This window comes from Frateuria aurantia DSM 6220, assembly GCF_000242255.2.
GTDB lineage: Bacteria > Pseudomonadota > Gammaproteobacteria > Xanthomonadales > Rhodanobacteraceae > Frateuria > Frateuria aurantia.
Genome location: NC_017033.1, coordinates 2482726 through 2502175 on the forward strand (window position 1 = coordinate 2482726; position 19450 = coordinate 2502175).

Genomic DNA, 19450 nt, shown 5'->3' on the forward strand with positions numbered 1-19450 from the left:
GATGACCGGCATCCGCGCAATATGGATCAAACCGGTCACGGCCCTGCCCTTTTCTGCGCAGACCCGATGCGATCACATCCGGCCATTCAACGGTCCGGGACGGCGCACCTGCTCAAATGGCGGGCACGCATTCCAGATAGCGCCGACCGCTGCCCGGAAGCTCAGGGTAAAGCTGCAGCGCGCGGCGGCTGCAACCCCAACTACTTCAACCGGTGTCGGGCTCTGTCCAGCTGTTCGGCTTCGAACAATGGCTGCCAGCGCGGATCCAGCGCCAAGTACTCGACACTCAGGCGCAAATCTTGTCCACCTTGCTCGGCCAGCTTCGCCAGCCCACCGGACAGCTTTGCCGAGGCAAGCAAGGTATCAGCAGTGCGCTTGCCCCCATCCCCCCATGCCTCCGGCAGGAAACGCCTCGCCTCGTCGGGTGGCGTCAACTGCAGTCCAGCGGTATATCTGCAGAGACGGCATCAGGCTGGCGAAATTCACCACCACAGCGAGGGCGCCGGGAAAACCCGGCCCGCCAGCTTGCCGCATGAATAGTCACCACCCTGCCATAAAAAAAGCGCCAGCCCGAAGACTGGCGCTGCTGATCACGACGGACAAGTCCAGCCATCCCGGACCGGTCAAAGCAGTCCGGACAGATCCGGACTGGCGGTTTCGTCGCGCTTTTTGCGCTGCTTGACCAGCGGCTCGCCGTGGACCTGGTACCAGATGCTTTCGGCGATATTGGTGGCATGGTCGCCGATCCGCTCAATGTTCTTGGCCATGAACAGCAGATGCGTGCAGGGCGTGATATTGCGTGGATCTTCCATCATATAGGTCAGCAGCTGGCGGAAATAGCCGGTATAGGCTTCATCCAGCTGCACATCGTTTTTCCATACCGCATAAGCCTTGTCGGCATCGCGTTCACGATAGGCCAGCAGCACATCACGCACCGCCACGGCGGCCAGCTTGGCCAGATGACTGAGTCCGCTGGTGGCCTCGATCGGCGCCACCATGGTCAGGGGAATCGAACGCTTGGCGACATTGGCGCCATAGTCACCGATACGCTCGATGTCGGCGGCAATCCGCAGCGCCGCAAAGACATTGCGCAGATCGCCGGCCATCGGCGCCCGCAGCGCCAGCAGCCGCACCACGTCACGCGAGATCTCCTGCTCGAGCTGATCGATCGCCTCGTCACTGCTGACCACATGCCGGGCTGCCCGTTCGTCGCGACGCTCGACCACATCGATGGCCGCTTCCAGCTGGCTGATCGACAATTCGCCCATGCGGATGATCTCGCCGGTCAGCCGCGCCAGCTCGTCGTCGTAGCTTTTGATGATATGGTCCATGCCGTTGCCGCTCATGTCTGCCCTTCCGTATCCGTAGTCCCGCCCCGCCGGCCAGCTCCTGCCTGGAGGCACGTGATGATCAGCCGAAACGGCCGGTGATGTAATCTTCGGTCTGCTTCTTGCCGGGCTTGGTGAAGATCTTGTCCGTCTTGTCCAGCTCGATCAGCTCACCCATGTACATGAAGGCGGTGCGATCCGAACAGCGGGCCGCCTGCTGCATGTTGTGGGTCACGATGATGATGGTGTACTGGCTCTTGAGTTCCTCGACCAGCTGCTCGATGCGACCGGTGGCGATCGGATCCAGTGCCGAGGTAGGTTCATCCAGCAGCAGCACTTCGGGCTTCAGCGCGATGCCGCGGGCGATGCACAGACGCTGCTGCTGACCACCCGACAGGCCCAGCGCACTCTGCTTGAGCTTGTCCTTGACCTCGTCCCACAGGGCGGCACCCCGCAGGGCCTGCTCGACCCGGTCGGCCAGATCGCCGCGCGAAAGGCGCTCGTGATGACGTATCCCGTAGGCGACATTCTCGAAGATCGTCATGGGGAACGGGACCGGCTTCTGGAACACCATGCCGACCTTGCTGCGCAGACGATTCACCGAATAGGCTGGGTCCAGGATGTTCTCGCCATCCAGCACCACCTCGCCCTTGGCTTCCAGCCCGGGATAGATGGCATAGATGCGGTTGAAGATCCGCAGCAAGGTGGACTTGCCGCAACCGGAGGGCCCGATGATGGCAGTGACCTTCTTGTCCTCGATATCGAGGCTGATGTTCTTCAGTGCATGGTAGCCCTGATAGTAGAAGTCCAGATTGCGAACGGCGATCTTGACCGCCGGCGCGGGGGCCTCCTCGATCAGAGGGCGGCCATCGGGTCCGAAGGAGGTCGAATCAATCATGCGAAACCTTGCTGCGTGACAGGATCAGCCGAGAGAGCAGGCTCAGGGCCAGAACAAACATGGTAATGACAAAGGCGCCGGCCCAGGCAATGGCGTGGGTGCCTTCACCGGGATCATTGGCATACTGATAGATGATCTGCGGCATGCTGGCCATCTTGTCGAAGGGGTTCAGCGCCATGAAGTTGTTGCCGAAGGCGGTGAACAGCAAGGGCGCGGTCTCGCCGCTGATGCGTGCCAGTGCCAGCAGCACACCGGTGATGATGCCGGAACGGGCACCCCGGATCAGCACCTGGCAGGTCAGCTTCCATTGCGGTACGCCCAGCGACAGACCCGCCTCGCGCAGGGTGGAGGGCACCAGCCGCAGCATTTCATCGGTGGTGCGCACCACCACCGGCAGCGCGATCAGCGCCAGGGCGATGCCGCCCGAAAAACCCGAAAAAGTCACCCGTGCATGGCTTAGCGCCGTCATCGGCAGGACCACGATGGTATACACGAACAGGCCGAGCACGATCGAGGGTGCCGACAGCAGGATATCGTTGAGAAAACGGATCGTGGCACCCAGCCGGGTACGGTTGGCATATTCGGCCAGCCAGGTACCGGCCAGCACGCCGATCGGGGTGGCCACCGCAATGCCGATGCCGTTGATGATCAGGCTGCCCACCATGGCATTGGCCAGGCCACCGTCCTCGCCATAGGCAGTGATCCTGGTGAACAGCGGCAGATGGATCGCGGCAATGCCCTGTCGCAGGGTTTCCCACAGGATCCATGCCAGCATCAGCAGACCCAGCGCGGTAGCCGCCAGACTCAAGACTGTCGCGATCCGGTTGCTCCAGGCGCGGCGCGCATACAGACGCGAGGTCGCACTCATGACTTGCCCTCCTTGGCCGCCATACTCCGCAACATCAGGCGGGCAATCAGCAGCACGATGAATGTCACCACGAACAGCAGGAAGGCCAGCGCCATCAGCGAGGACTTCTGCAGATCGACCGCCTCGCTGAACTGGTTGGCGATGGTCGAGGCAATCGACGAGCCCGGATCCAGCAAGGAGATCGACAGATTCATGGAATTGCCCAGCACGAAGGTCACCGCCATGGTCTCGCCCAAGGCACGCCCCAGGCCGAGGAATACGCCGCCGATCACGGCGGAGCGGGTATAAGGCACCACGATGTCCCAGACCACTTCCCAACGGCTGGCACCCAGGGCGTAGGCGGATTCCTTCAGGCGCTGCGGCACTGTCTGGAAGACTTCACGCATCACCGAGGAAACAAAGGGCACCACCATCACTGCCAGCACGATGCCGGCGGTCAGCACGCTCGCACCGAAGGGATAACTGCTGCCGAACAGCTTGCCCAGCAGCGGCACATGGGCGGCCACCCAGGACAGCTTGCCGTCATCGGGCTGGTTGCCGAGATAATTGCTGAGCCAGGGCTTGATATGGTCGGCGAAAAAGGGTGCGAAAATAAACAGGCCCCACATGCCATAGATGATCGAGGGAATCCCTGCCAGCAACTCGATGCCCGAAGCGATCGGACCGCGAATCTGTCGCGGCGCCACCTCGGTCAGGAAAAAAGCGACGCCAAAGCTGATGGGTACCGCGATCAGCAAAGCGAGAAACGAGGTCACCAAGGTGCCGAACACCGGTACCAGGGCACCATAGACATCGTTGCCCGGGTCCCAGGTCGCGCTGGTCAGGAAATGCCAGCCGAAGGTCGCGAAAGCCTGCCGGCCGCCCCACAAGGTGGAGCCGGCCGCGCCCAGCATGGTGATCAGCACCAGCATGGCGCAGGCCATCAGCAAGCTGCGGAACAGCCGATCCTGGATCATGTCGCGCGCCGCCCGCCGTTCCAGCTCTTTGACGGTGGCGGAGGGATGGTTTTGTTGCATGACCTGGACCTGCTCTTGCTTTGTCGGATTGCCAACGGATCCACCGGCAGACGGAAGCCTGCCGGTGGATCCGGGTGGCCGGGCCTCAGCCCGGCTTACTTGAACTCGCTGCCCCAATAGGCTTCGATCTTGTTGACCAGAGCCGGCGGCAGGGCCACGTAGTCCAGCGATTCGGCATCAGACTGACCATGATCCAGTGCCCAGCGGAAGAACTGGAAGGCCACCTTGCTGGTCTCGGCATTCTTCGGCTGCTTGTACATCACCACCCAGGTGGTCGCCGTGATCGGCCAGGCCGCGGCACCCGAGGCATTGGTCATGATCAGATTGAAGTCCTTGGCCGAGGCCCAGTCCGCCGTCGCGGCGGCCGAAGCGAAGGCGGCGGCGGACGGCTTGACGAAGTTGCCGGCGGCATTCTTCAGATCGACCCAGGCGATCTTGTTCTTGACCGCATAGGCATATTCGACGTAACCGATCGCGCCATGGATCTGCGATACATACTGCGACACACCTTCATTGCCCTTGCCGCCCACGCCCGCCGGCCAATCGACGGCGGTCTTGAAGCCGACGGAGCTGGCCCAGGACGGGCTGACCTTGGACAGGTAGTTGGTGAAATTGAAGCTGGTGCCCGAACCGTCGGAGCGATGCACCACGGTGATCTTAAGCGCCGGCAGGGTCTTGCCCGGATTCAGCGCGGCGATCGAGGGGTCATTCCACATCTTCACCTTGCCCTGGAAGATATTGGCCAAGGTCAGGCCGTCCAGATGCAGCTGATCGGCCACGACGCCCGGCAGGTTCACCACCGGCACGATGCCGCCCACCACGACCGGGAACTGGCCCAGACCGTGCGAAGCCAGGTCGGCGCCTTCCAGCGGCGCATCGGTGGCGCCGAAATCGATGGTGCCGGCCTTGATCTGGGCGATGCCCGCGCCCGAACCGATCGACTGATAGTTCAGCTGGTTGCCGGTTTTCTCGGCAAAAGCCGCCGACCACTTCGACAGCACGGGATAGACGAAGCTGGAGCCGGCACCGGTGATATCGGTGGCCTGGGCCCCCGTGGCAGCCAGGGACAGCGCGGCAAGCGCAAGAACACGACGAGTCAGGGAAGTAAACACGACAACTCCTTGGGAAAGGCGAGCGAAAGGTGGGGGCCACCGACCCCGCCATTTCACGCTGGGGATGTTGCAATGAAATGAGTTGAACGTTTCACTTTTATGACAAACGGGAAAGCAATTATGTCCCCCGTCCCTTGTCGCTTGTTTCCAGAGGCTTTTTACAAGGTCGCGTCAGGACCCACCAGCTCGGCCTCGAGCGTCTGCAGCCGGTTCCAGCGATTGACGATGCGACAGAACAGCTCCGCCGTGCGCTCGGCATCGTAGACCGCCGAATGGGCTTCGCGAGTGTCGAACTCCAGGCCCGCCGCCATCACCGCCTTGCTCAGCACGGTCTGACCGTAAGCGAGCCCACCCAGCGTGGCGGTATCGAAGCTGCTGAAGGGATGGAAGGGATTGCGCTTGTGGCCGCAACGACGTACGGCCGCATTCAAAAAGCCCAGATCAAAGGACGCATTGTGGCCGACCAGCACCGCCCGCTGGCAGTCGACATCACGCATGCCCTGGCGAACTTCGGCAAACACATGATCCAGTGCCTGCCGCTCGGTGAGCGCGCCGCGCAAAGGATTGTCCGGATCGATGCCGGTAATTTCCAGGGCGCGAGGATCGATATTCGCTCCCGCAAACGGCTCGACATGAGCATGCACGGCCGGCCGTGGCCGCAGCTGGCCTTCATTGTTCATGCTAAGGGTGACCACCGCGATTTCCAGCAGGGCATCGCGCTCGGCATCGAATCCGCCGGTCTCGACATCCACAACCACCGGAAAAAAGCCACGAAAACGCTCGGACATGCGCGTGGCATGACTGTTGTTCAAAGTATGCATGACCTAAGCATAACAGTGCGACGCGCCATCGCGTGATCGGCAAATGCATCACCGCATGCATCCGGCGTCATCCAGTTGAAATATTAACAAGCACAGAACTGTCATCTAGGCAGAAGAACATGGCGCCAACTCTTGCGATTCTCGCTGGCAAGTTGCGTTGCCGGCGCGGATCGATCCGATTTCTTTCAGGGGATTGACCCGCATGTACTTCAAACCATTGGCTGTACTCATTGCCGCAAGTCTTGGCGTGACCAGCCTCAGTGTCGCCGCGCAGACCACTGGCGCGTCCGCAAAGCGACACGCCGCACACCAGGCCAAGACGGCACCCGCCGCGGTCAACCAACAGGAAATCGCGCTGCTGAAGGCGCAGCTGGCCGCTTTGCAGGCCAAGGTCGAAGCGCTGTCCCAACAATCCGCGGCTCAGGCCACGGCCGTCGCTCAAAGCCAGGCTACCGCGACAGCCTCCGCCGCCGCCGTCGCCCGGAACCAGGCCAGCGTGCAGCGTATCGAAGCCGCACGGCCGCGCTTGGATGCGCTTGAGAAGTTCGTCAACAACACCGAACTCAACGGTACGATCTTCTATGACTTCACCGGTGCTTCACATAAGGAGCGCGGTGCGAACGGCATCTACAGCCCCAAGGACAGCCACGGCACCACCAATGGCGCCGGCTTTGACATGAAGCGGTTCTACCTGTCGATCACCCACACCTTCAGCAAGATGTGGTCGGCCAACCTGACCACCGACTTCAACTACTCCAGCAGCTTGGGCCAGACCAGCCTGTTCGTGAAGAAGGCCTATCTGCAGGGTGATTTCAGCAAATACTTCATCGTCCGTGCCGGCTCGGCGAACTCGCCGTGGATTCCCTTCGTCGAGGACCTGTATCACTATCGCTTCTTCGAGAACACCATCACCGATCGCTCGATCGATGGCGGACACAACAGCGACAATACCGGTGTCGGCTCCTTCGGTCAGTCGGCTGACTGGGGTCTGCATGCAATGGGCGGCACCAAGGGCGACAACTCGTTCACCTATCAATTGTCAGCCGTGAACGGGAATGGTTTCCGCAACCCCAGCCGCTCTGGTCACGTCGATCTGGAAGGCCGCGTCTCCTACTCTCCGATCAAGGAGCTGACCCTGGCCGTCGGCGGCTATGACGGCAAACGTGGCAAGGACAACGTTGCCGACGATGCCAAGGTGCGCACCACCCAGCGTGCAAACGCGTTGATCGTCTATCGCAACGACAGTTTCGGTGTCGGCGTGGAATACTTCAATGCTAGGAACTGGGATGACGTATTGCATGGCTTTGACGGCAGCGTACTCCTGAACAACGGCGACAAGGCCAACGGCTATTCGGTCTTTGCCGACTGGAGCTTCGCGCGTCGCTGGGCCCTGTTCGGTCGCCATGACCAGATCAACTATCATTACTGGACCGGCATCGGCAACAGCGGCTCGCACTACATCAAGGACGAGTACTACAACGCCGGCGTCTCCTTCGACCCGATCCGCATGCTGCGCTTCGCGCTGGGCTGGAAGTACGACACCCTGCGGGCGGATGATCAGCGCTTTGCCTACAAGACCAACGAAATCGGTCTGTGGGGCCAGGTTCTGTTCTGATCGGACCCCGTCGCCAGATGATGTGAACAACGGCGCAGCGCATGCTGCGCCGTTTTCTCAGCAGCGGATCAACCCCGAGACGACCGGGCCTGCCCGGCCGCACTTGCCGACCGACGGCACTTGCCCGTCCTCTGCACTCAGTTCGCAGTCCATTGTCAGGATGCGGGTCGCGGGCATGAAAAAGGCGGGCTCCAGACCCGCCTTTTGACAGCGTCTACGGGCCGGTTTCAGGCCGCTGCAGCCGCTCCCTGCCTCAGTGCATAGAATTCCGCCACGAAATCGTCCAACCGCCGAGCAGCGATGGCATCGCGCAGGCCCTGCATCAGCCGCTGGTAATAACGCAGATTGTGGATAGTCGCCAGCTGGCTGCCAAGAATCTCGTTGCAACGATCCAGATGGCGCAGATAGGCGCGACTGAAACCTGAAGCACAGGTGTAACAATCGCAACCTTCTTCGATCACCGCCGTATCCAGCGCGAACTTGGCATTGCGGATCCGCAAGGTACCCTGCGCGGTAAACAGAAAACCGTTGCGGGCATTGCGCGTCGGCATCACGCAGTCGAACATGTCGATACCGCGACGTACCGCCTCGACGATGTCTTCCGGCCGCCCCACGCCCATCAGATAGCGCGGCTTGTCCTGCGGCAACATAGGTACGGTGAAATCCAGGGTGTGATTGCGCGCGTCTTCCGGTTCGCCCACCGCCAGCCCGCCGACGGCATAGCCGTCGAAGCCGATCTTGACCAGCCCCTCGGCCGACTCGCGGCGCAGTGATTCATACACGCTGCCCTGGACAATGCCGAACAGGGCGTTGCCACTGCCCAGCTCGGTAAAGGCCTGGCGTGAACGCTCGGCCCAGCGCAGGCTCAGCCGCATCGACTCGGCCGCTACCGGCTCCGTCGCCGGATAGGGAGTGCATTCGTCGAAGATCATGGCGATGTCCGAGTTCAGCGTACTCTGGATCTGCATCGAGACCTCGGGCGACAAGAACACCTTGGAGCCGTCCACCGGTGAGGCGAAGGTCACCCCTTCCTCGGTGATCTTGCGCTTGTGCGCCAGCGAGAACACCTGGAAGCCGCCCGAGTCGGTCAGCATCGGCCGGTCCCAGCCGACAAACTTGTGCAGGCCGCCGAACCTGGAGATCACTTCCAGTCCGGGTCGCAGAAACAGATGGAAGGTATTGCCGAGAATGATCTCGGCACCGGATTCCTTCAGGTCGCGAGGCGTCATCGCCTTCACTGAGCCATAGGTACCCACCGGCATGAAGGCCGGCGTTTCCAGGCTGCCATGCGGCAGGTGGACCCGGCCGCGGCGCGCCGCGCCATCAGTGGCGTCTAGTTCAAAAGTCAGTGCAGTCATCCGCCTATTCTACCTGCACAGCCCGCCCTTGGCCGAGCAACCGCCATCCTCGCCGAGACGGGTGCTCGCAAGACCTCGCCTCACTCCCCGGCGGCAGGACTGTAGGGCGACAGCAGCGGCGTCGGCTGTGGCTTGACCGTGCCACCGAAGTCGTCGAACTGATAGCGCAGATACAGTCCGCTGCTCAGCTGCTGGTAGTTGCTGGCGTTGCTCAGCTCGATCCGGCCACCAAGGTACAGCTTGGGTGCCACCTGATACTCCACGGCGCCATCCAGGTTGTAGCCCAGACCCGTTTTGCTCTGCGCCCGATAGACCGGGTCGGTATAGCTGGCCAGCCCCAGCGTGGAGGCGATCGATGCCGCCTGGTAGGCCTGAGCCTGCAAGGCCGCATCGGTGGGGAAGTAATTGCTGGCGTTCTGGTGGAAGGACTGCACGCCGATACTGGCGTCAAGCATCCAGTTCCAGGCACCCTTGCGCCCGCTCCAGTGGATGGGCACCCCGATGTTTACATAGCGCTGGGGACTGAAATATCCGCCCTGGCCATAGGTGAAGCCCTGCAAGTTGTGGCTGTACTGCATATAGGTCACATTGAGCCCGGCCGTCAGCGACTGATCGGGGCCGCTGATTAAATGCAGATAGGCGCCGCCACCGGCTTCCCCGCGATTGTTCTGCTGCACATGCGTACCGACCAGCACGGCGTAGGATCCGTAGCCGTAAAAGCCAGCCGCGCCATTGTCGCGGCCGATCTGGAAACGGCCGCCGTTGGCCGTCACCCCACCCCAGCGCTGCCCGGTACGCGGATCCTCGACACCCGCGAACGACAGCAGGCTGTCGGATACCGCACGTCGGGAGCCTTGCACGGTAAAGTTGACGTCCTCACCGATCTGTCCGTGATAGGCCAGCCCGCCCACCAGCCGCGATTCGGGAAAACCCAGCGGCGTGGAGCCGACATCGAAATGCAGCCCCCCCAGATCATAGGCCGCACCGACACCGGCGCCGCGCGCATCCTGCGGCCCCAGCCGTCGCGCGCCGGCCCCGGCTGCCGACATCGACTGCAACCTGGCCGCAAACTGTGTCGGCGTCAGCGCACCCAGTGCGCTGCCAGCGAGTGACTGCAGAGTGGCCAACTGGGCACTGCTCAGCGCGCCGCTGTAGCTTGAATTGGCCAGTATCTGTTGTGCAATCGTCTTCAACGGCGTCGCACTGAGATCGTTGTTGAGCATATAGCTGGCCAGCGGCAGATTGAACAGCGCCGACATGGCTGCCGCCGTACGATCGGCGTAGCTGGCGCTGTAATCGGTCTGGTTGAACAGGGTCTGGTACTCGCCATTGCTGAGCGCGGTCTGATAGATCAGATTGCGAGTGGCATTGCCGTTGCCTTGAGTCAGCAGTCCCTGAAACAACGTGGAATCGAGCAAACCGGATACCGCCGTCGCATTCGCGGCAATGGCGCCATCCAGTGCGGCGGCCGGCCCGCCGCCAAATTGGCTTGCGCTGTCATAGCTGGTACTTGCCGTGCCAGCATCAAGCAAGGTCGGCGTGATGCTGGCGGTGATCCTGCCCTGCCCTACGGAAAACCGGCCCTGCAGGGGAAGTTCCAGATCATCCAGCTTGCCCAGTCCGCCCGAACCGTTGCGGTTGCGATAAACCATGCCGGCACTGAGGCTGTCGCTGGCATCGGCCTGCACCGACTGAAGTTCGGCGACCAGATCCTCACGACTGTCATCGCCATTGACCGGCGAGAGACGGTGCAAGTGCCGATCGGCAGCGGCAGGCAAGCCCTGGCCGGGAAGACGGCGATCGGCGCCGAAGCCGTCCGCTCCGCCCCCGGCCCTGACCGACGCAGCCAGGGCGGAAGAGTTCATGGCCGCCGGAACGGACGCGCCAGCGACCGTATCGGTTGCCTGTACATCGTAGCCGCCGGCCGCGGCCGGAACCGAAGCCATGCCTGCATCGGCAGCGATCTGCTGCGAGCTGTCGGAAGCGGTACGCAAGCTGGCCGCCGCCGAGGCCAGTGCAGGCAACGGCAGGCCATCACCCGCTTCCGGTTCTTCGCCGGAGCCAGTGATGCCGGCGAAGGGATTCATGCCGGCGGCGGGCGCTGCGGCAGGAGCAGCCAGCGCAGGCAAGGCCATGCCGGCCTGGCTGTCGGCCAGCGCCTGAGCCTGCTCGTCCAGCGCCTGGCGGAAATAGGCCGCAGCACGGCGGCTGTCACCCCGCGCCCGGTACAGCCGCGCCGCATCGGCCAGCACTCGCGGGGAATGCGGTGTCTGGCTGAGCGCGGCATCGACGAAACCACTGGCTGCCGCATAATCATGTATTTGTTCGGCCGCGCCAGCCGCCGCCAGCAGGGTATCGACATCATCGGGCTGCAGTTGCAGCACCCGTCGATAGATCTGCAGCGCATCGTCCGACTTGCCCGCCGACACGTACAGCCGTGCCAGGGCCTGCAGCGGTTTGACTGCCTGCCCGTCATGCTGCAGCAACGGCGACAGCACGGCATAGGCCTGCTCGAGATTGCCCATCTGCCGGTACAACTCGACCTGGCGCAAGGCGTAGCCTTCCCGCAGATCGGCATATTGCTGCGCTTGTGCGGCATCCATCGGCGCACTCTGCAGCTGACGCAGAACCCGCAGCAAAGGGGCATCCTGCCTGGCCGACAACAGCACGGAAGCGTACTGCAGGCGCAGTTCGACACTGGGCTGGGGCTGGCCCGATTCCAGCAGACGAGTGGCCAGCTGACTGGCCCGGGCCGTATCACCGATATCGGCATAGCCCGTCGCCACAGCGGCCAGCAGATCGCCCGGTCCCGTGCTGACACCCGGCTCCAGTTGCATGAGAGTCTGCCGCGCCTCGGCGAAACGTCCCTGCCGTGCCAGCGCCACCGCACGGGCAATCTCAAGCCGGATCGCCGCCCTGCGCAACAAGGCTGCCGCTTCGTCACTGCGCTGATCAGGCGCCATACGCCTCAGGGATGCATAGACAGCCGCCCAGTCACCCTCGTCCGCACTGAGCAATGCGCTCGCATAAATGGCGTCCACCGAGTCCGGGGCACGCAGCAGCAGACGATCCATCACCGTCCGCGCATCGACCGGTCGATCCGCATGCAGATACAGTCTGGCCAGATCCAGATTCAACCAGACATTGCCCGGGTCCGCGTCGAGACCTTTCTGCAGCAAGTCCCGTGCAGCGACCATATCTCCGCCGGCGACGGCGGCAGCAGCCTGCTGCCGGGCTTCCTCGGCCTGCAGTCGATCCAGTCCCCCCATCCGTTTTTGCTGGTCGGCATTCAACTGCCCGAACAACTTGGTCGCCTGCCCGGCATGCCCCTGCCGGATATAGACCTGGATCAAGGCCTGACGTGCTCCGGGATTGGCTGGATCGAGTTTGAGCGCCCGCTGGCAGGCATCGGCAGCTCCGTCGGTATCCCCCTGAGCCAGCAACAATTGCCCCAGTGCGACCCAGCCTGCGGGATTGGACGGTTGCTGTCGCGTCAGTTGCCGCAGGCCGGCCAGGGCCTGCTCCGGATGCTGCGGAACCAGCGCCTGCGCCTGCCGCAGCGCCGACCAATAGTCGGCACTCTCCAGCGGCCCGCGCCAGCGGGGCGAGGCGGCGGCGGCCTTCTGCAACCATCTGCGCGCCGACTCGAATTGCTCCTGCTGCAGCAAGGCCGTTCCCAGACCGCCCATGGCCTGGCTGTCACCCGGGTGCTGGCGCAGCAACTGACTGAATGCCGCCTGTGCCTGTACGCTGCGATGCTGATCCAGCAGATGGAAGGCGGCAGCCAGCTCCACGCCGGCATGCGCATCGCCAGCCTGCGCCGACTGCTTTCTCAACCGTTCGGACTGCTCAAGCACGAGATGATCCGTCGGATAGATGGTCATGTAGCGATGAAAGCGATCCGCGTCATCACCCTGCCATGAACCCAGCCAAAGCAGCGCCTGCCGCCAAGGAGCACGAGCTTCATCCGGATGACCGTGCCTTGCCGACCATTCGGCAAGGCGGTCGATACCTTCGCGCCGAGACGGCTCCCGGTAGGTCAGCACCCGGGCCAGGGCCAAAGCCGTCGCGGCGTTGTCGGGCTGTCCCTGCTGCAGCGAGCGCAGGCCGGCCACCGCCTGGGCCCAGGCTTCGCCCGGGGCTCCCGCAAGGACCTGATAGTATTCCAGCGCCAGATTCGCCGGAGGCGTGGGGCCGCCGAAAAAGCGGCGATAGGAAGCAATGGCCTGCGCATAGTCCCCGCGGGCGGCCGACATTCGCGCCGAACTCAAAGCGCTGTCATTGCCACCAACATCCAGTCTGAGCTGCGCTGTCTGGGCCGCGCCGGGATGGATCCGCTGCAACTGCTGCAAACGTTGCCGGGCAGTGTCCGCATCACCGCGGTTGATGGCGATTTCACCCAAGCCCAGCAAGGCATCCGGCTGGGCAGGATCGACCAGAAGCAGGCGGTTCCATGCGTCCTGAGCCAGATCATCACGCCCGTGCGCATGCCAGTAACTGCCCTGCTGGATCAACTGCTGCGCCCCGCCGTCCCCCGCCTGCGCCCAGGCTTGATGCCCTCCTGCAAGCAAACCCGCAAGACTGATTGCCATCTGTGTACGCCGACCGAACGTCTTCATTTCGCACCACCGCTTGTCAGGCTCCAGGCCGGCAGCAGCCGCCCCGAAGCGTCAAAACTGAATCGCCCCTCCAGCCAGCCCTGGCCGTAGAGGATCAGAATCCGTTCGTAATAAGGCAGACCGCCGCTCCGATAACTGGACACGGCCGGTATCCGCGCCGACTGCGCCCGCAGCAGATCACCCGCCCCGCTGGCCTTCAGATAAGGCAGCAGCGCCCCGGCATAACCACGTGGCTCCGCCCCCTCACCGCGGCCGGTCAGGACATTGACCTTTTCAGGCAGCCCGCCAACGGCATGCAGACTCCGCAAGGGGCCGCTCAAGGCATTGAGCAGGCGTCCGCGCATGGGCTCTGTTGGCGCCAGCATGCCCGCCCAAAGATAGGTACGGATCGCATCCCAGCTGCCGATGGGCCCGGTCGCCGGATCGACGACCATGGCGGTACCGTTCCAGCGAACCCAGTCAGGCGCGTAGCCCACCGGTGCGCTGCGGACAATCAAGGCCGCGGCCTGCTGTGGATAAAGAGCCCAGTCTCCATGCAGATCAGGCTCAAGTGCGAAGCGACGCAGCAACTGCAACGGTACATAGCTTGGGTTGAAGCGGGTCCAGTCTCGGGCCGTGAAACCCTCTTTTCCCGGCAACAGCATGGGGCCGAACCCGGCAACGGCCGTGCTTTCCCCCATGGCGATGGCCTGCAACAGACGACGCCCGTCCAAGACATAGTCTGTGCGTCGCCACAATCTGCCGGCTTCCAGCAGGGCATAGGCCATCCACAGATCGGCATCGCTGGCCGAATTCGGATCAAGCAAGGCTTGTTTACCCACCGAGCCCTCACCCCACAACCAGCCCGGGAGCAAGGCATCATCTGCCGTATCCGCCGGCATCAGATGGCGATGTGTCCATTGCCAGATCCGCTCGAACAGCACCGCATCATTGTCGACCAGCGCAAAGAACATGGCGTAGGCCTGGGCTTCAGAGGTGGTCCGACGATCCGTGGTGATGAAATCGACGACACGACCATCCTGCTGGATCTGCACCTGCACGAAGTCACGCCAGGCCGGCCAGTCGGCCGGACTTTTCGATCGACGCATATCACCTCCAATACAGGCGGACAGACCGGGAAGCACGGCACAGCCAGCCAGCAGGCCAAGCACCTTGCGACGACGATGACTCTGGATTCCGGCAAGGATTTCAATCATCGAGATACTCCCGCTTCAATCGCCAAGCGGCCCGTCGACGCAACCATCCCCGACCCAGCCAGGCACTCAGCCAGATCCCGCAGAAGGCCACCGCCACAAGCAACCAAGGCCGCGCCGACAAGCTCAGCTGCAGGCGTGTCATCCAGGAGAGATGTCCGATCGTGTAACTCTGCAGGCCGGCGTAGCTTCGTACGCGATCGCCTTGGACCGTCGCGACGCTGCCCTGGAAGTGAGCCAGCTCATCGCGTCGCTGCATGGCCTCATAAAAGGCTGTTGACGCACGCGCACCATCATATTGGATCGCAATCACGCTGCGACGGTGATCCAGGGGCGAGCGAAACCCTTGCACCATGACGTCGTATTGACGTGCATCGAAAACGGCTTGGGCAGTGGACTGAAGATCTGGTCGCCGCAGATGCAGCAAGGGACCGGGGACATGAATGATCAGCCAGCGCTTGACCCGGTCACGCCATCCGGCAGGATCGGTATTGGCCGGCAGATCCGTGCTCCAGCGTGACAGCAGCGGCTGTGTGCCGGCCCGGCCCAGCACGATCAGATCATCACCGGCATGGGCCGCTGCGTCCGCGGCTTCGGAAAGATGGACCCGATAAGCCGGATAGCCCGTGCGACTGCCCAGCATTGCCAGCAGGTTCAACAGCATGCGGTTGTCCTGCTCGTCCCTGTTGCCGGGCAGAACCAGCGTCGTCTGCTCAAGGTCGGCATAGCGGCTGAACGGAAAACCGCTGTTCGCGAAGGCCGCCAGGTCCGGCATCACCAGATAGTGCTGCAGATGGGAGATATCCAGAGTCGATCCGGGATCCACCGTCGCCATCGCATTGCGCGAAGCCCGGCTGATACAGCCGGGTTGCGCGCCGAAGCTGAAGTGCACCTGCAACTGGTTGCGGGCACTGAGTGCCGACAGCGGCAGCCTGATGGTGCGCTGGCCGACCAGCATCTGGTCTTCGTCCGGCAGCGCATGCCAGCGTGCGAACATGGAGGTCGGATCGGTTGCCTCATCCAGTTTCCAGCCGTCGACACCTGCATGGTTGAGATTGACCTGTGCGCCCCAGCCAGAACCGATGGGCGCGGCAGTCGCGCGATAATGCAGGTGCAAGGGCACATCCTGGGCACCCGTGGTGAACAGGTCCGGCGGCAGCATGAACTGGAGGCTGACCGTGTCCGGTATCGGCCCCTGTACCGTAAAGCGGGTTGACCCGCCCAGCTCACCGAGCGTCACCGGGCCTCGCGTGCTCAGCCAGCCAGGGGCATCATAGGGCTGCCGCGGAGCCGGTTCGGACATGGCCGGGAAGTGCACCTGATCGCCCTGCATGCTGGTGCCCTGCAACAAGCCGAGGACGGCCGTCCTCAATTCGGCATCGTCCCGCCCCATGACCAGCAGCAGCTTGTGCCCGTCGTCACCGGGAAGGTTTTCCATCTCGACCTGGGGACCGGTGATCGCAGGGGTCGAAATGCCATTGATCGGATGCTCCGAGGTGATCAGCGCTATCGCGTTGCCATGGCTGGGAAGAGTATCGGCGCTGGCCTGGACATCCACGCCGCGATAGGAGGCCAGCGCTCCGAACCAGGAGGCAAGCAGGCCGGCGGCCTGCAATGTCGGCAGGCCCGGATGCTGCCCCAGGACCATGGTCAAGCGCAGTGAATCGATGTCCCGCCTGTCGAAGAACGGCAACGGCCAGTGCGACAAGTCGTTGCTGAGCCCCAGCGTGCGACTGCGCAACTCGACGCTGCTGCCATTGTCGATGCGAACGATCCAGGCCGCCGGCTTCCCGGGCACGCACAGATCGCCTGCATCGCTGTGCAGCACGAATTCAAGATGGTTGAAGTCGATCAGCGCCTTGGCGTCAAGCACGATATGGCGATTGAACCGCTTGCCGGCATCGGCCGCATGCAATTCGATCCGATCGACACTCACGCCATTGAGACGTACCAGCAATTCGGTATGTCCGTGCGGCACATGGTCCGCCACCTGGTAAGCCAGCTGGATGCTGCCGTCCAGGGGAAGCTGGTCCACCCTGACGCCGAAAGGCACGCCCAGTTCGGCCTCCGGTCCGTGCATGGTCATCTGATAGTCCACGCCCAGCTGCTGGAAGCTGTGCCGCGAGGTGATACCCAGCTGGCCAGGGGCTGCCGGCGTCGATTCCGGCACCACTTCGTCCGCGATCGCACAACGGTCCGCGATGGCCATCGTACCGACCAGTCCAAGCGAAAGACACCATGCCAGCCGCCTCATGCTTTCCCCTCGCCAAGCGAAGCCCGGCGACGCCGCGGCATCAGGAAATGCGAGAGCATGTGACCCAGTCCACGCAGGCTGGCCATCGCCACGCCGTGGATACTGCGGAAGGGTTGCTCGGCTTCATGCGTCCCCCAACGTCTGGCCCATTGGTCAGCGCAGGCGAAAGTACAGTTGACCAGCCAGGTCTGCTGTTCGGACGTCAGCGTTTCGTAGCTGAGCCCGAAGCAGCTGCCGCCGCGATCATTGACCACCACGGCCGGCAGGAAGCGTGTCTCGTGCCCGTCAGAAAGCCCCAGCTGCACCTGCAAGCCTGGCATCAACTCGTAATTGCGGGTTTCCACGGCCATGCCCTGCACCGAGAAATCGGTGACCCGTGCCTGGCTGATCGTATCGTCGGGCAAGCGCAGGGCCACCGTCATGTCCAAGGCCTCAACACGATGCGCACCCCGCATTTGCTTGGATTCTCTTGCCGCCGCAATGGCGGCGCCGGTGACGGCGATGTTGTACATCGTCCAGAACACGTTGATCCACATGGTCTGGGTGAAGCCCGCATTGGGCGAATGGTAGAGGTGCCACATGCCAGCCAGGATGCCGAGCAGATTCACCAACAGCAGATAGACGTAAGGACGCGCGATCTTTGCATCGAAATAGCTGCTGGCTACCAGCCCGCCCTTGCTGGTGACATTGAACTTTCCGAGCTTCGGGTTGATCAGGGCAAGCAGCGTGGGCAACAAGATGTACCAGGCCAATACGGTTTCATAGACCTCGTTCCACAGCAGATGACGGAACCGGCCTTGATTGCGGTGATTGGCCATATAGGCCATCGCTACATGGGGGCCCGCATAGGCCAGCAGCATCACCGCTGACGTGTGGATGACATGCAGGCCGAACAGCAGACTGGCCAATGGCGCGGTGAGAAAGATCAATCGCGGCAGGCCATACAGGAAATGCAGCATCGCGTTCAGGTAACACAGCCGCTGGGCCAGGGTCAGTCCTTTGCCCAGCAGCGGATTGTCGATCCGGAAGATCTGGATCATTCCACGTGCCCATCGTATTCGCTGACCGACATGGCTGGACAGGCTCTCGGTCGCCAGGCCGGAGGCCTGGGGAATGGCCAGATAGGCACTGCGATAGCCGCGGCGGTGCAGTTTGAGGGCCGTATGGGCATCCTCGGTCACCGTCTCGGTGGCCACGCCCCCTACAGACTCAAGATGGGTTCGGCGCAGCACGGCGCATGAGCCACAGAAAAAGGTGGCATCCCATAGATCATTGCCATCCTGCAGCAGACCGTAGAACAGCTCCCCCTCGTTGGGAATCCGACCGAAAGTCCCGAGGTTGCGCTCCATCGGGTCAGGCGAGAAGTAATAATGGGGTGTCTGCATCAAAGCCAGACGGCGATCCCTGAGAAACCAGCCCATGGTCAGCTGCAGAAACGAACGGGTAGCCATATGGTCACAATCGAAGATCGCCACGAACTCGCCCTGGGTACGTGCCAGCGCGGCGTTGATATTGCCGGCCTTGGCGTGGCGATTGTTGCCACGGATCATGTATTCCACCCCCAGGCTTTCGCACAGCTCGCGAAATGCTTCTCGACGCCCGTCATCAAGCAGATAGATCTTGATCTTGTCGGCCGGCCAGTCCAGTGCAAGCGCCGCCATCAGCGTCGTCTTGACCAGTTCCAGCGGCTCGTTGTAGGTGGGCACCAGCACATCCACCGTCGGCCATTGCCCGGGATCAGCAGGCAGCGGTGCAGGCTGGCGGTGCAACGGCCACAAGACCTGGACGTAGCCCAGCAGCAGCACCACGAATGAATACGTTTCGGCAAGCAGCAGGCCGATGCCAAGCACGCAATCGGCAATGTGATCGAAGCTGAGAGTATGGGTCAGACGCCAATACATGTAACGGCCCGAGCTGACCATCGACAGTGCAATCATCATCAGTCGCGGCAGATCACCTTCACTGCGTCCAAGCAGCGAGCACAGCAGCAGTGACATCATCGCGAAAACGATCTGATCCCAATTGTCAGCTGGCACGCTGATGACCAGCAGTGCCGTCACCGCCACTCCGACCCAGGCAAGCGTGCGCCCGGGGACGAGCAGCCAGCGCCTTGCCTTGTCTAAATACATTTGCATATCAGGCTCGCCTCCAGGCGGACATACGCACATAACAGTCCGACGCGGCTATGCGCCACGGACATTCACATCGGAAACAAGAAGTCCTGCCGGAAAAAGTCAGCCGGACTGCAGCATCCGGTCAAAGGTTCTGCTCAGCGCACTCGCCGCCGGAGAAAGCTCCATCCCCGTCCATCTTCCGGCAGGTGGCTCACTGCTTTTGGGCGTTGACGGAAGCGTCGGACCGGGTCGCT

Annotated in this window: 12 protein-coding genes; 1 reads left to right on the forward strand and 11 read right to left on the reverse strand. The window is 62.7% G+C overall.

What is annotated here, in order from left to right; genetic code table 11:
* Window positions 1-623: 623 nt before the first annotated feature.
* The 6 genes from phoU to rnt all read right to left on the reverse strand — a co-directional run bounded on the left by phoU (window position 624) and on the right by rnt (window position 6043).
* Window positions 624-1346 (reverse strand): phosphate signaling complex protein PhoU, encoded by a 723-nt coding sequence (gene phoU / locus FRAAU_RS11585; protein WP_014403712.1) that lies wholly within the window; start codon window positions 1344-1346, stop codon window positions 624-626.
* A 64-nt stretch (window positions 1347-1410) separates the two neighbouring features.
* A complete protein-coding gene (gene pstB / locus FRAAU_RS11590; RefSeq protein ID WP_014403713.1) occupies window positions 1411-2226 on the reverse strand; it encodes a phosphate ABC transporter ATP-binding protein PstB in 816 nt (271 codons plus the stop codon).
* Window positions 2219-3094: a phosphate ABC transporter permease PstA gene (gene pstA, locus FRAAU_RS11595; protein ID WP_014403714.1), complete on the reverse strand. Its 876-nt coding sequence runs from the start codon at window positions 3092-3094 to the stop codon at window positions 2219-2221. The genes pstB and pstA overlap by 8 nt, the downstream gene beginning before the upstream one ends.
* Window positions 3091-4110, reverse strand: coding sequence for a phosphate ABC transporter permease subunit PstC (gene pstC / locus FRAAU_RS11600; protein ID WP_014403715.1), 1020 nt, complete (start codon window positions 4108-4110; stop codon window positions 3091-3093). The genes pstA and pstC overlap by 4 nt, the downstream gene beginning before the upstream one ends.
* Before the next feature lie 95 nt (window positions 4111-4205).
* The gene (gene pstS / locus FRAAU_RS11605) at window positions 4206-5222 is read right to left on the reverse strand and encodes a phosphate ABC transporter substrate-binding protein PstS (RefSeq protein ID WP_014403716.1); all 1017 of its coding nucleotides are present in this window, start codon (window positions 5220-5222) and stop codon (window positions 4206-4208) included.
* Window positions 5223-5380: 158 nt separating this feature from the next.
* A complete protein-coding gene (gene rnt, locus FRAAU_RS11610) occupies window positions 5381-6043 on the reverse strand; it encodes a ribonuclease T (protein WP_014403717.1) in 663 nt (220 codons plus the stop codon).
* A 202-nt stretch (window positions 6044-6245) separates the two neighbouring features.
* Here rnt and FRAAU_RS11615 point away from each other — a divergent pair, with 202 nt between their 5' ends.
* Window positions 6246-7658, forward strand: coding sequence for an acid shock protein (locus FRAAU_RS11615; RefSeq protein ID WP_014403718.1), 1413 nt, complete (start codon window positions 6246-6248; stop codon window positions 7656-7658).
* A 227-nt stretch (window positions 7659-7885) separates the two neighbouring features.
* Here FRAAU_RS11615 and tgt read toward each other — a convergent pair whose 3' ends face one another.
* From tgt to bcsA, 5 genes are all read right to left on the reverse strand, one after another.
* Window positions 7886-9016: a tRNA guanosine(34) transglycosylase Tgt gene (tgt, locus tag FRAAU_RS11620; RefSeq protein ID WP_014403720.1), complete on the reverse strand. Its 1131-nt coding sequence runs from the start codon at window positions 9014-9016 to the stop codon at window positions 7886-7888.
* An 80-nt stretch (window positions 9017-9096) separates the two neighbouring features.
* A complete protein-coding gene (locus tag FRAAU_RS11625; protein WP_041270555.1) occupies window positions 9097-13608 on the reverse strand; it encodes a cellulose synthase subunit BcsC-related outer membrane protein in 4512 nt (1503 codons plus the stop codon).
* Between the two features lie 23 nt (window positions 13609-13631).
* On the reverse strand, window positions 13632-14831 hold the full coding sequence (gene bcsZ, locus FRAAU_RS11630; RefSeq protein WP_014403722.1) for a cellulose synthase complex periplasmic endoglucanase BcsZ: 1200 nt from the start codon (window positions 14829-14831) through the stop codon (window positions 13632-13634).
* Complete coding sequence (locus FRAAU_RS11635; protein WP_014403723.1) at window positions 14824-17082, reverse strand: cellulose biosynthesis cyclic di-GMP-binding regulatory protein BcsB; 2259 nt, start codon at window positions 17080-17082, stop codon at window positions 14824-14826. The genes bcsZ and FRAAU_RS11635 overlap by 8 nt, the downstream gene beginning before the upstream one ends.
* Complete coding sequence (bcsA, locus tag FRAAU_RS11640; protein WP_156803411.1) at window positions 17079-19217, reverse strand: UDP-forming cellulose synthase catalytic subunit; 2139 nt, start codon at window positions 19215-19217, stop codon at window positions 17079-17081. The genes FRAAU_RS11635 and bcsA overlap by 4 nt, the downstream gene beginning before the upstream one ends.
* Window positions 19218-19450 lie beyond the last annotated feature (233 nt).

What these genes read in the sequence shown, in the direction of transcription:
- phoU (WP_014403712.1), bottom strand. Translation starts at nt 1,346, where the DNA reads ATGAGCGGCAACGGCATGGACCATATCATCAAAAGCTACGACGACGAG.
- pstB (WP_014403713.1), bottom strand. Translation starts at nt 2,226, where the DNA reads ATGATTGATTCGACCTCCTTCGGACCCGATGGCCGCCCTCTGATCGAG.
- pstA (WP_014403714.1), bottom strand. Translation starts at nt 3,094, where the DNA reads ATGAGTGCGACCTCGCGTCTGTATGCGCGCCGCGCCTGGAGCAACCGG.
- pstC (WP_014403715.1), bottom strand. Translation starts at nt 4,110, where the DNA reads ATGCAACAAAACCATCCCTCCGCCACCGTCAAAGAGCTGGAACGGCGG.
- rnt (WP_014403717.1), bottom strand. Translation starts at nt 6,043, where the DNA reads ATGCATACTTTGAACAACAGTCATGCCACGCGCATGTCCGAGCGTTTT.
- FRAAU_RS11615 (WP_014403718.1), top strand. Translation starts at nt 6,246, where the DNA reads ATGTACTTCAAACCATTGGCTGTACTCATTGCCGCAAGTCTTGGCGTG.
- tgt (WP_014403720.1), bottom strand. Translation starts at nt 9,016, where the DNA reads ATGACTGCACTGACTTTTGAACTAGACGCCACTGATGGCGCGGCGCGC.
- FRAAU_RS11625 (WP_041270555.1), bottom strand. Translation starts at nt 13,608, where the DNA reads ATGGCAATCAGTCTTGCGGGTTTGCTTGCAGGAGGGCATCAAGCCTGG.
- bcsZ (WP_014403722.1), bottom strand. Translation starts at nt 14,831, where the DNA reads ATGATTGAAATCCTTGCCGGAATCCAGAGTCATCGTCGTCGCAAGGTG.
- FRAAU_RS11635 (WP_014403723.1), bottom strand. Translation starts at nt 17,082, where the DNA reads ATGAGGCGGCTGGCATGGTGTCTTTCGCTTGGACTGGTCGGTACGATG.
- bcsA (WP_156803411.1), bottom strand. Translation starts at nt 19,217, where the DNA reads ATGCAAATGTATTTAGACAAGGCAAGGCGCTGGCTGCTCGTCCCCGGG.